The organism is Bacteroidales bacterium, assembly GCA_012517825.1.
Lineage (GTDB): Bacteria > Bacteroidota > Bacteroidia > Bacteroidales > JAAYUG01 > JAAYUG01.
This window is the reverse complement of sequence record JAAYUG010000044.1, coordinates 1-13281: the sequence shown is the minus strand read 5'-3', so window position 1 is coordinate 13281 and position 13281 is coordinate 1. Positions and strand designations below refer to the sequence as shown.

At 45.4% G+C, this 13281-nt stretch carries 8 protein-coding genes; 3 read left to right on the top strand and 5 right to left on the bottom strand.

Features of this window, described 5'->3' with window-relative positions:
• The first annotated feature begins 745 nt into the window (after positions 1 to 745).
• Together GX419_03035 and GX419_03030 are read left to right on the top strand one after the other, a co-directional pair.
• Positions 746 to 4426 carry a T9SS type A sorting domain-containing protein gene (locus GX419_03035; protein ID NLI23669.1) on the top strand — a complete coding sequence of 1227 codons (3681 nt, stop codon included), beginning with the start codon at positions 746 to 748 and terminating at the stop codon, positions 4424 to 4426.
• A 203-nt stretch (positions 4427 to 4629) separates the two neighbouring features.
• The gene (locus GX419_03030; GenBank protein ID NLI23668.1) at positions 4630 to 5400 is read left to right on the top strand and encodes a polysaccharide export protein; all 771 of its coding nucleotides are present in this window, start codon (positions 4630 to 4632) and stop codon (positions 5398 to 5400) included.
• Positions 5401 to 5414: 14 nt separating this feature from the next.
• Here the strand turns inward: GX419_03030 and GX419_03025 are convergent, their stop codons facing one another.
• The gene (locus GX419_03025; GenBank protein ID NLI23667.1) at positions 5415 to 7883 is read right to left on the bottom strand and encodes a polysaccharide biosynthesis tyrosine autokinase; all 2469 of its coding nucleotides are present in this window, start codon (positions 7881 to 7883) and stop codon (positions 5415 to 5417) included.
• A 281-nt stretch (positions 7884 to 8164) separates the two neighbouring features.
• The gene (locus GX419_03020) at positions 8165 to 9631 is read right to left on the bottom strand and encodes a sugar transferase (protein ID NLI23666.1); all 1467 of its coding nucleotides are present in this window, start codon (positions 9629 to 9631) and stop codon (positions 8165 to 8167) included.
• Positions 9632 to 9908: 277 nt separating this feature from the next.
• On the opposite strand from GX419_03020, the gene GX419_03015 reads away from it, so the two are divergent.
• Positions 9909 to 10274 carry a DUF1987 domain-containing protein gene (locus GX419_03015; GenBank protein NLI23665.1) on the top strand — a complete coding sequence of 122 codons (366 nt, stop codon included), beginning with the start codon at positions 9909 to 9911 and terminating at the stop codon, positions 10272 to 10274.
• Here the strand turns inward: GX419_03015 and GX419_03010 are convergent, their stop codons facing one another.
• Genes GX419_03010 through GX419_03000 form a run of 3 tightly spaced genes read right to left on the bottom strand, consistent with a single transcriptional unit; the run spans position 10275 to position 13224 of the window.
• On the bottom strand, positions 10275 to 11009 hold the full coding sequence (locus tag GX419_03010; GenBank protein NLI23664.1) for a WecB/TagA/CpsF family glycosyltransferase: 735 nt from the start codon (positions 11007 to 11009) through the stop codon (positions 10275 to 10277).
• Between the two features lie 30 nt (positions 11010 to 11039).
• Positions 11040 to 12113 carry a glycosyltransferase family 4 protein gene (locus tag GX419_03005; protein ID NLI23663.1) on the bottom strand — a complete coding sequence of 358 codons (1074 nt, stop codon included), beginning with the start codon at positions 12111 to 12113 and terminating at the stop codon, positions 11040 to 11042.
• A 10-nt stretch (positions 12114 to 12123) separates the two neighbouring features.
• Entirely contained in the window at positions 12124 to 13224 is a 1101-nt protein-coding gene (locus GX419_03000) for a glycosyltransferase (GenBank protein ID NLI23662.1), read from the bottom strand.
• Between the last annotated feature and the right edge of the window lie 57 nt (positions 13225 to 13281).

The window sequence follows — 13281 nt, the reverse complement described above, 5'->3', positions numbered from 1 at the left end:
GAGTTACTTTTTTGTCAGCTACACAAAAAAGTAACCAAAAAAAGTCTCCACGATTGAAGGCTGAGGCCTCTTCGGAAGGTACCCAAACTATCGTCCATAACCAACCCGGCCTCAGCCCGCACCAATCGTGGACGTCCCCCCACAGGCCTGCTAAGGGCCAGAGCAAGAGCTTAATCCCGTTTCTGAAAAGGAATTTATTTCCTGAACGTGAATCCAAAGCGCGTGGGCCAGGGCAAAACAGGGGTGCCAAGGCTGGCAGAGCGGGAGGAATTTTGTTTTGCCTTTCCCGCGATAGAAAATCTACCAGTTGGCCTCCCCGCCAACTGGTAGATTTTCTTATGCGAAATTTAATTTCTTTCTTGTATCAAGGCAAGAAAGTAACCGGGGTTTAAGGGGTAACGCCCCATGTGTTTTTTGGCAAATTTCCTCCTTCCCCTCTTTTTACGAAGAATTGTTAGACAAAAATTTTTATAACCATGCGTTACAGCAGGGTTAATTAATCTTCAAATTATTGTATACCTGTATTTTAGAAAATAATCTAAAATCATTCTAAATCCTTTTTTGGTGTAAAACAATCGTAACATGCTAATTATTTTTCGTCGTATAAAAAATAGCATTTAACATAGAATTTTAATCTCCTGACATTCCAAAATGTCATTTCGTCAAAAATGGTTTTTACCATTTGATGGGGAGGTTTTGTGCCATTGCGAACAGAAAAATGATGTTGAACCAAACGATCGATGCGATGAAGAAAAGAAGAGACAAAAGGTTTCTGTTACTGGTTGTAACGGGAATCATTTTACTGTTGTTATCGGTACTTACAGCACCGGCTCAGACTACCTACTACCTTGACTCCCGGCAGGGAGATGACCGTAATACAGGTACATCGGAAACGAGTGCCTGGAAAACTCTGGACAAACTCAACACCGTTGCTTCTCAGATCAAGCCGGGAGACAAAATCCTTCTGAAACGGGGCAGCCGCTTTTTCGGGCAGATAAGCCTGAACAATCTTGGATCGGACACAAAATCCATTGCAGTGGATGCTTATGGAAGCGGAGAACTGCCGGTAATTACCGGGGCCAGGACCTATACAGGCTGGAAGCAGTACCAGGGATTGGTTTACAAAGCAGTTGTCAAAGAAAAACCCCTGAGCGTTTATGTGAACAATATACTGTACTTCCTGGCACGGACGCCCAATGCAGGAAACTGGTTTACTGCCGACAACAGCAATTCAACCACATGGATCGGCGACGCGGAACTTACACAGCCTGCCGGTTCATGGAAAGGGGCAACCTGCCGTGTTCGGACAAGCGACTATACATGGGATTACAGCACGGTATCATCCTATACACCGGGAAGCCTAACCATGAACCCGGGTGTGGAATACACCATTCAGCCCGGATACATCTATTACCTGGAAAATACGTTTTCCTCCCTTGATGCTCCCGGCGAATGGTACTGGAGAAACGACACATTGTATGTGTACCTGAAGGATGTAAAAGACACAGCCGGCATACAGGCCTGTTCAAAATCCTCTGGTCTCTATGCCGGTTCGGTAAAGAACCTAACTGTAAAAAACATAGCCTTTGAGTATCAAACGGAATCGGCCGTTTACCTGAATAACTGCAGCAGTATTGAAATTTCAGGTTGCACAATACGTGAGTCATTGATTTCCGGCATCGAGTGTAAAACAGGCGATCAGATCCGGATTCTTTCCAATCAGATCCGTTCCTGCTATGGCAAGGGGATTTCAGCCACCTCGCTGCAGAACAGCATCATCGACAACAACACGGTCAAACAGATCGGACTGGTTCCGGGATATGGCAAAAACGGATATGACGGAGCCATAGGAATTTTCATCAATCATATGGGGTCCTCCAACAAAATCACCAGCAACAGGGTTGATTCAACCGGATACAGTGGAATCCGCAGCGACAGCAGGAATACACTCATCGAACACAATGTAGTGTCCAATGCCCTGATGACACTGAAAGACGGAGCCGGAATCTATATCTGGGGCGATTACTCAAAAAATACCACCATTCGGCAGAATTACATTGAAAATATCCACCTGAACGAATCCATCAAAGCATACCACAACTGGGGATTCGGCATCTATCTTGATGACTATTCCATTGCCAACAAAGTAACAGGGAATATCATCAATGACCGGCAGGCCACAGCCATTTTCCTGCATAACTCCCTCGACAATACGGTTGACAGCAATACCGTTTACGGAGGCGGATTATCGATTCTGATCGACAGGGCACTGTCTTCAACCAGCTATGCAAATACCGTTGTGCACAATACATTTTTCACCATAAACCCGGGAGATGTCAGTCTGTTATTAAGCAGCAGCGAACCCACAACGTTCGGAAATTTTGATTATAACATTTATGCCAATCCGTTTAGCCGTGCAACGATTCTTCATAAAGTCCAGGGATCCGGCGAAACCCTGTTCAACCTCAGCGGATGGAGAGCCTTTCACGGCCAGGATGCCCATTCATCCGAAAGTCCCGTATGGTGGAGCACGCAAAAGGTAACTGACACCCTCTCGGCCGATCTGCTGAAAAACGGAACCTTTACAACCAATCTAAACGACTGGTGGGGGTATCCCGATAACTTCCAGCGCATATGGAAAAACGACGGCAAAATGGACGGCGGGTATGTTCAGATGCGTTTTCTTTCTTCCAGTCCGACATACGGAGCTTTTCTCAGCAGTCAGAACATCAGCTACACAGCGGGAACAAGCTACCTGATTTCCTTTTCGGCAAAAAGCGATAAGCCCGGAACCATTCAGCTAAAGGATGATGCCGATAATCCCGTTCAGTTTAATTATGCCGTAACCTGCGATACAGCAAGGGCAGAATACCGTTACATTTTTACTTCCGGAAAAACAACAACCGGCAAGTTTCTTTTTGGTACAAGCAAGTATTTTGATGCAACCATGTACTTTGACAACATACATTTATACAAAGTAGCCACTGCTCCCTTTGATCCGTATGCCAATTCCCGTCTTCTGGTGAATCCTTCCTTATCAGCTGCCTCCATGAATACCGGAGGGAATGCTATTGATGCCGCGGGAACGAGCCTTCCGGCATCGGTAAACCTGGCTCCATGGAAGGCAATCGTATGCATTTATGACGGAAATGCGGGCAACTCCCAGCCTGACCCGGTCACCGATCCTCCGGCAACAGCGGCCGATAGTCTGCAGAATCTGCGGCTGGAAGAAGGATGGAACATGGTTTCCTTTTATGTGGTTCCGGCCGACGACAGCCTCAGCCATATTTTTGCGCCCCTGATGGCCGGCAAACAACTGATCAAAGTACAGGACCGTTCCGGCCGGTTTATGACCCAATTGCCTGATGGCACATGGTTCAGTAATCTCGAACGCATGCACCCCGGCGAAGGATACCATGTCTGGATGCGCACCGGTGCAACAATGCAGGTTAAGGGGTCACCCGTTAAGGGAAATATCAGCATTCCTCTTGTCAAAGGACAGAACCTGATAGGATACCCGTCGAAGAACCCGTCAGCATTTACCGATCTGTTTGCTTCCCTGATCGAGAGAAAGACCTTTTACAAGCTTAAGGACGATCGCACCAGGATCAATCTGCTGCAGTCAGGCAAACTCACTATTGGAGTTGATAGTTTGAAACCGGGAGAAGGGTATTACGTAACCATGACCGCGCCCGATTTCCTAACAACGGGCACCAGCGGAGACAAATCGTCGGCCGAAAGTTACGCACAGGCCGGAAAAGGTTTAACCTATTTTTCCGAGGCATTCCCCGGCGATCTGTATGCGCCCATGAATTTTGTGCTGACAGGTTTTCAAGGGACTGACGGTTTGAAAACCGGTGATGAAATCGGAATTTTCGATGGGGAGCTGTGCGTGGGAGCAGCAGTGTATGATGGGTCTGAGGTGTTCGGAATGTCGGCCAGCATGACGGATCCTTCTTCGGATATTCCCCTTCCCGGTTTCACGGAAGGACACACCTGTACCCTCCGTTTCTGGAACCATGAAAGATTGCAGGAATATAAGAATCTGACATGGACTGCCACGGCAGGGTATCCCCTTGCATTTGCCGGATTTGGAACAGCGTTTATCACATTCACCGGAGCCGGAACCACGGAAGTTACAGCCATTGATGCGATGCCGGATATTATCGCTTACCCCAATCCGTTCCGGGAAACTGTCACCCTCCGCGTACAACTGACAGCGGACACGGATGTTTCCTTTGCCTTTTATGATGCAACAGGAAGGCTTGCAGACAGAATAGACAGGAAGGCATTGCCGGCCGGAGAACACACCATTACATGGAAACCTGAAGAAAACGGCCGCAGTAATTTGGGTAGCGGCATTTATTTGGTCAGAATCACCACACGGGAGGGAACAAAGACCTTACGGCTGATGCAGGTCAGGTAACCTGAATTACAAGCTTAATGCCGTATTAACAAACAAGCGGTTGGTGCCGGGCGCCAACCGCTTGTTTGACAAATTTCTTCTGTTGAAATACACAAAAACCGGGTTAATCAATTCTTCAGCAAGGAGGATTAATTGTACAGTCAGTAACGCAAAAGTGTTATATTTGTCAGGACAACTTGTCGTAAAACAAATCACTCCTTTCTATGAGGTCTTTCATCAGCTGCCGGCTTTTCGTACCAACCATTCTGATAGTGATTCTGACCTTTACGGGCTGTATTCCGCAAAAGCAGCTTGTTTACTTCGACCGGAAATTTGACTCGGTGGAAGTTCACAAATCTCCCCGGGCTGAAAGAATTATCGCTCCTTATGATCAGCTGTACATTAAAGTGATCAGCATTGATGAAAAGGCTACGAGAATTTTTAACGACAATGCCACACTGTGGGGGCAGACACAGGTTGATCTTGTGAGCTACAATGTTGACTCGGAAGGCAATATCAATTTTCCCTTTGTTGGAAAGATTTACCTGAAAGGGTTTACTACCCGGGAAGCCTCAATGCGGATTGAGAGCCTGCTTGCCAACTATTTGCCCAACACGGCAGTAATAGTAAAATTTGTCAATAACCAGGTTACCATACTTGGCGAAGTTGAACGGCAGGGTACCTACACTTACACCGACGAAAAAATCAATATTTACAAGGCCCTGGCTCTTGCCGGAGGCATTTCCCGTTACGGCAACAGGAAAAAAGTTGTGATTGTTAGGGAAACGGGAGGAGAAATTATTTACCGGTATGTTGATCTTACCAGTAAGGAACTGGCATCAGGAGATTATTATTTTCTGTACCCGAATGATGTGATCATCGTCGAACCGCTCAGGGCCAAGTCAACCAGTTACCAGAATACCACCATTTCGACCCTGTTGTCGGCCATTACAACCCTGATTGCCGTTCTTTACTTTGCCATTTCGGTAAAATAAAGTAAAATCAATTTTCAGCCTTTTCGGACGCGCGGAAGTTTACCAAACGATAAGAACTTTTTCAGGTAGCGTGACAAGCCTTTGCGCCTGCCTTCCTCCTGAACATAACTATAATCGTATGAGTACTCATCTCTGCCATTGCGCAGTTCATAGTTATTAAGAACCACCTGAAGGTTTTCAATGTTATTGTTTTCCAGGTTGGCCAGAACTGCCGTAAACAGACTCTTTGGAGTGGTATTCCGGCAGGTAACCAGAATGTTCATATCGGCGTGTTTCATCAGCAGGTAGGTATCGGCTACAGCCGCAAGCGGAGGTGTATCAAGAACAATATAATGATACCGCTGCTTCAGGAATTCAAACAGTTCATTCACCTTCTGGGTACTGATCAGCTCCGAAGGATTAAAGGGAACGGGACCTGAGGAGATAAAATCAAGGCCTTCAATGCCAGATGCCAGAATAATTTCTTCGGGGGCTGCCTGCCCGTCGAGAAAATTACTTAACCCCTTGCCGGATTTAAGTTTCAGGTTTTCTGTCAAAACCGGTTTGTGCATATCGAATTCGAGAAGGACCGTTTTTCCTCCGAAGGAAGCAAAGGATGAAGCCAGATTCAGGGCAATGAAGCTTTTCCCTTCCCGGCTTGTGGAAGAGGTAACCACCAGGACAACAGGCCTGTCGGTTCCCATGCGTATCTGAATATTGGTACGCAGGGCCCGGAACGATTCTGAAACGATAGAACGCGGGTGCTCCTTAACAACCAGCGGGGTTTCCTTCCGGCTCCTCACAATAGCCCCAAGGAAAGGCAGGTTGCTGATGGCTTCAATATCGCGGATTTCTGAGATGCGGACATTGAAGAACTCTTTCAGAAGAATGTAAACGGTAGGAAGGAGAAGCCCCAATAGAACCGCCAGAACCAGGTTGAGCCTTCGTTTGGGCGATATGGCTTTGACCATGGAGTCTCTGGCCAAATCAATCACTTCAAAATCAGGTGTATTGGATGCTCTGGCTATTTGTGCCTCAGCTCTTTTCTCGAGTAAATAGGTATAAATAGCATCGTTCAGCTTAAATTTCCTTTCAATGCCCACCAGCTGAAGCTCAGTGCCCGGAAGGCGTGCAATTTCGTTTGCAAGAACCTTGCTCCGGTAATCCAGTTCATTAATGGAAATCTGAATGGTATTCAGGTTGTTCCGGGCGTTTTCCAATATCGTCTTTTTCAGGTTGTTAATTTTATTTTCTATCTGCCCGAGAAAAAGGTTCTGAATATTTTCGTTCTGCAGAATTGAGGCTCTTTCTGCATTGTTGTTGATCAGTTCCACCACAAGCTGGTTCATGACCGGGTCAACAACATTCATGGTCGAAGGAGGCACCAGGTCAGCTCCATCTTTGTTTGAAGAAAGATATTCCACCAGGTAATCATAGTATCGTTTTTGCAAAACCAGCCGTGCTTTCTCATTTTCCAGCTGGGTCTGTTGTTCGATATACTTCTGCCCCTGAAAACTCAGATTGGTGATCTGATGGGAGGAACGGTAGGATTGCAGTCTCCTTTCAACGGTAGTAAGGGAGTCCGAAATATCAGAAAGCTGTGAATCAATAAATTCAATGGTACTGACAGCAATTTTGTTCTTTTTGTTCAGGTTATTGGTTAAATAGGTATCAATATGCTTGTTCAGAAAATCAGTCACCTTCTTTTCGTGATTTCCTTTCAGGGTGATTTTGATAACCGATGAACCGGGGTTTTTAGCCTCTGCTTTTATGTTTCTCTGATACTGCAAGGCAATCTGTTCCGGGTGATTCATAACAAATGCCAGCTTTCCGGTTTTCTGAAGTTCCTTAGCTCTTGACAGGTCTGTAATGGTTACGGAAAAGCGACAGAAACTGGTATCAATCATCTTTCCGAACTGAAATTGTTTACGGAAATAGATCGGGCCTGTTTGCCGGATACCTCCGTCGAGATAATTGTATAGATAAGGCTTATCTTCATGCATTTCCAGCACAAAAACCGAATCGTTGACAATTGAAATATCGAAAAAAGAATTGATAGGCTGAACATGGGTCTTGTCGAGAACGATCTTAAAAGGAGAGCTTGTATAAAGCTCGGTGGTCATGGCCGAGTTGCCGATAATCTTCCCGAGAAAATCATCTTTGATATGGTAATAGGATACATCAAAATCGAGTAAGAAAAGGGTGTTGCTCACAAGGGTATAAGAAGAAAGAACAGCCACCTCGTTTTCCACATTATTGGCAAACTCAAGAGCTTCGAGGCCTGTAAGCACATTACCGCCTCCCAGCATGGATTTTGGATTCTTGTTCAGGAGAATGGTAGCTGAATTTTCGTAGGTACGGGGGGCATATTTGTTTTTCCCGGCAAAGTAGATTAAAAACAAAGCAAGACTGATGATATAAATCCATTTGTATTCAAGTGCCCTGAAGATTAATTCCTTGACGGGATTGGTCTGTTCGATAGGAATTTCACGATGCTTTATCATAATAAGATTAATTTTCAATGGTATGATGGAACCCGGATGTTGGTGATTTTATTACCTTGGTGTTTGTGTTTGTGAAACATGTGGGTTTCATCCGAACAAAATTGATTTTTGAAGGTCGGATAGCCTGCCCCGCCAAAGCGGGGGAACTCCCATGATTTGAAATTTATTCATTGGTGTTTGTGTTAATACATAGGTGTTTCATCATTTGATAAAATATAAGCCTCCATATGAATGCCCCTAAAGTTACACAGAAAAAACGACATGGAGAGGGAAAAAATCGATCAGAGGCCGGTACGAAGAATAACTGTTCGGAAAGTTTTCAGAAAGATAAGGAAATCGAGTTTCAGAGACCATTTGTCAATGTATTCCATATCGAGCTGCATCCAGCGTTCAAACCGGACGGAGTTCCGGTTGGGAACCACCTGCCAGGTGCAGGTAATCCCGGGCTTAACAGAAAGCCGGCGCAGATACTGGTCGGGGTATTGTTTTACTTCGCTCGGAAGAGGAGGCCTTGGGCCAACAAGTGACATTTCGCCCTTGATAACGTTGAAAAGCTGAGGCAGTTCATCCAGTCCTGTCTCCCGCAGAAATTTCCCCACGCGGGTAACCCTCGGATCATTTTTCACTTTAAATACCGGACCGTCCATCTCATTCTGTTTCTCAATCAGCTTCCTTAACTCTTCTGCATTTTTCACCATGGTACGAAACTTAATGAGATTGAACTCTCTTCCCCTGAGTCCGACCCTCTTCTGCAGGAAGAAGACCGGACCAGGAGAATCCAGTTTAATTGCTATGGCAATCACAGCAAAAACAGGGAGAGAAATCAGAACTAAAGCAAGCGAAACAGCATGATCAATAAACGATTTGAACATAAGGGCGATGTTATCACCCGGAACATTGAGAAATACCAGATCAGGCATCTTATGCAATTGTTCCAGGCGGATTTTTACATCGTCAACCGGCGAAAGCTCCGACTGCATCCGGAAAATAATTCCGGTCTTGAAGCAGTAGAGAATGACCTTCCTGAACTCCTCTTCAGCAAACCTGAACCGGCTGTAGATCACTTCATCCACCACGTGTTTTTTAATCAGTTCAACAGGGTCTTTACGGGATGAATAAACCGGAACAATATTTTCAAATTTGTTTTTAATAATCCGTGAATCGGAGATGATGGCAACAATTTCAAAGCCCCATTCCTTCTGTTCCATTATCTTCCGGATGAAATCTTCGGAATAGGTATCGGCAAATACAAGTACCTTGTGGATGTCATATCCTTTGCTTCTGTAAATCTTAAAAAGCCTCACCGAAACGATGTGAGCCAATGAATATGTTACAGCGGCAAGGGCAGAAAAAAGAAAAATCAAGGATGGTGTAACCTGCCACACTCCGAAAAGATATTTGAAAACAAACAGGGCAATTAATCCGATGAAACTTATCCGCAACACATTGAAAACCAGCACTATTGTACGCGTAGTTCGGGGGATTTTAGGAAGGTTTGCTACCTGAAGAAGGGAAAACCAGACCACGAACTGAACCAAATAGAACAGCACAAGCGAAAACGTAAGAGTCGGTGCCCAGTCGGGATCAATCCTTCTGTAAATCCTCCATGCAAGAAGGTTAATGAGAACAAGAAGCAGTATATCGGAAACCTGAATAAAAGCTGCTAACACACGCGAATACCCCTTCAGCGACTTGGAACGCACATACCATCTGCGTGTAAGGAAATAATTCGCAAGGTTTCTTATCATAAACAACATATGTTAATCAGGGTAAAATTACCTCTATCGTAAATGACAAACAACCCGGGTAAAAGTTCATCCTTTTTGACCAACCGTGCAATATCTCTGACCGATGAACGGATTAACCTTACCAACGGCTTTCATTCCTGAATTTTTAATCCGCATTAAATTTGATGAACGACCTGTCAGGTTAGGTTAAACTATCAAAGCATCAGGACAAAAAAAACAGCAGAGTTTTTATCAGAAAAATATCGTAAATTGGCATTAGCATCAAAAGGGACTATCAATGGAAGAATTGTACATACCCGGTTCTGATAAAACATTTACTTTTAACTTAAAACCTGGCTATATACATATCCAGGGGTGTTCTTATCCGTCGAATGCCTCGGTTTATTTCAAGCCGGCTCATGAATGGGTGAAGAAATATGCGGAACATCCGGAAACGGTAACGATCCTGGACTGCGATTTTCTTTGCTGTGATTCGTCATCTGCCAGGGAGCTGACGGATCTTCTGCATACCCTTATGAAAGGAATCAATATGGCAGGCAAAGAACTGAAAGTCAGGTGGAGAACCGATGATGACGAAGATCTGCTGGCACTGGCAGAGACCATTGAAGAACGACTGAACCTCCGATTCGAGTATTACAAATAGTTATTCTTTTCCGGGCTTTTTCACCACCCTTTTGCCCAGAACCAGACACCTGAAAAGGTCAAAGAAAAAAACCGGAGAATGCACCAGATATCTCCTCCAGAGCCTTCCGGGTTCTTTCACGAGCCGAACAAACCATTCCATTCCGATTTTAATCCAGAAGCGTGATGGCCTGGGAAGAGTCCCGGCAAAATAATCAAACGCGGCACCAATGGAGCAGATAATGCAGGGATGGATGGCCGGTTTATTGGCCAACACCCATTTTTCCTGCTTGGGAGCCGTCATCCCCACAAATAACACATCCGGCTTAAAGGAATTAATCCTTCCGATCATTTCTCTGATTTCAGTTTCTGAAAATTCTTCCCTGAACGGGGGAGAAAAAAAGCCAGCTTTTACCGAGGGGTATTCCTTACGAAGCCTTTCTTCTATAAGCCTGAGGGTCTCTTGTTCAGAGCCCAGAAAAAAACAGGTTCCATTCTGTTTTTCGAGCATTTCCAGCAAATAGAACAGGATATCGGCTCCGGCAATTTTTCTCATTCTTCTGTCGCCTCTGATACGGGCCGCTATAACCACAGGAAAACCGTCAGGAACGAGTACATCTGAGGTCATCAATGCTTTCCGGAACAGCGAATCTTTTTTGGTAACCACATACGAATAAGCATTGATGGTATTCACAATTACCGGAACACGATCCCATTGAATTTCATCGAGGGTACCTGAAAAGACATTAAATCCCAGTATTTCGGTTTTTTGCATAGGAGCCGTTTTCTATACCAGTTGTTTATAAATTGAATCAAGACGATAAAGATAGTTATCCACGGTAAATTGGGAACGAATGGTTTGACGAGCCTTCTCTCCAATTGCTTGTACAAGTGCCCTGTTACCTGCCAGAAAGCTGATTTTCTCTGCCAGTGCACGGGGGTCATTTTTCTGCACCAGAATTCCGTTTGTGCCGTCTTCAATTACCGTTGTTATGGATGCGTCGTCGGTCACCACCACCACAAGCCCCACGGCCATTGCTTCCAGCATTGCCATAGGAAGGCCTTCACCGTACCGGGAAGGAAGAAGCAAAACATCGTAAGAAGCAAGCACCTTCCATTTTTCAGATCCTGAGGCAACGCCACGGTATCTGAATTGTTCTCCCATTGCCAGGGAACAGGAAGCAATGAATCGTTCCTGTTCGGGGCCTTTTCCATACACATCAAGGATAACATTTTCTTTCTGCTGTACCAGAATTTTCATGGCCTCGCAAATATCCCATATCCCTTTTGATTCATGAATCCTGCCAAAAAAGAGCAAGCGGAGATGCGGACCGGAATTTTCGCTCCGCTGAATATCAGCAGGAAATTCAACACAATTCGGTAGAATGCTGACAGGATAATGCCCGTAATTTTCCTGCAGAAGTTGTTCCTCTCTGGCGCTGAGAACAAGTACCCTGTGAGCATACCGGAGCAGTTGCCTTATCATTGCATCGAGCAGGAAGTTGTCCGGTTTCCGGGTCAGATACTTTCCTCCGTGAACATGAACTATCAGCTTTTTCCCAAACAAGCGTGCAAGCAGGCCATAAAAGAAATCCCTGAGGATGGAAGGAGGATTCAGGGAATAGCTGATATGCACCAGGTCAAAACGTCCAACCACCCGCACAAAGGAAAACAAAGACCCTATCTGGCTCATCAGCCAGAATATGCCCGATCGTTCGTTATCCCTGCGCCCCAGACGAAAATGGGTAAAGCTGTACCCCGGAAGCTTCATAATCAGGCGGACCACAGAAACCACCCCACTCACGTTTTCGCGTTCGTCAAAGCTCGGGGCTGTAATCAGTATTTTCGGGATTGTATTCATTGTTGCTCCATCATACAGCCGATGAAAACATATTTCTATAGGCCGTAGTTATATTTTCCGGATCAAGCTTTATACGAACAAACTGCAAAATGTTTTGTTGCATGCGGTTCTTCTCTTCCCCGGTCATGTGCAGTGCCCTGAGCATGGTATCGGCCAGGGCATGGGGATCTTCGGGAGGTACAAAAAAGCCCGTTTCCCCTTCCGTAATCCATTCCCTGAACCCCGGCAAGTCGCTTGCAATAACAGGCACACCGTACCGGAAGGCAATCCAGAGAGGGCCGCTCTGGGTTACATCCCTGTATGGCAAAACCAGAAAATCGGTATGGGAAAAAAGATCGGGAATTTCCTGATCGGGGATAATCCGGATGTCCCATTTCACGCAGTGCTGATCACGGATTTCCTGGCGGTATTTTTCAGCTTCTGTCCCGGCTCCAGCCATTGTAACCAGAAAGCTTCCGGTTTTTTCGCTCAATAAATTGATGGCTTCCGTCAGCACATCAATTCCCTTGTTGTAGCGCATCTGTCCGAAAAACAGAAAATGACAGCGAGCCCTTTTCAGGGAACCTCCTGTGGTGGGAAGGCCATAATCCTTCACAAACATGGGGATCATCCACGCTCTTTTGTGCGGGTATTTCTGCAGAAAGGCCTGCCTCTGGCTTTCTGAAAAGAAATGAAAATTTCTGAAGAGCCTGTATACCAGCTGGTGTGTATATTTAATGAGCTTGGTGGAAAATTTTCGGTGGGGTATGAAATCATGAACCCCGATAATAATCCTGGAGGGAGAAAAAAACAACCGGGAGAGAATCAGAAGGTACATATCTTCCAGGGTATTGAAATATATGCGGGCACCGGGATTGGAGGCTATTTCCCTAATAACACGGAAGGCAAGAAGGGCATTATGGGGATGCAGCCGCCGGTGTTTCCGCTGAAAAATATGCAGTGTAACATGAAGGTTGTCTGTCAGGTGAATGACATCGGCAGGAGCATATTCACGCAGGTCTTTCTGAAACAATATCATCCAGTGAACGGCATAGTGTGATGATAATGCCCTGACCACAGGCAGGTCCACTTCAATAAACCATGACGGTGTAACAATTACAACAGATTCCATACATTCAGGATTGAATGGAATGATTTTTCCGGCTGATTCCCAATGCACCCGATAGTT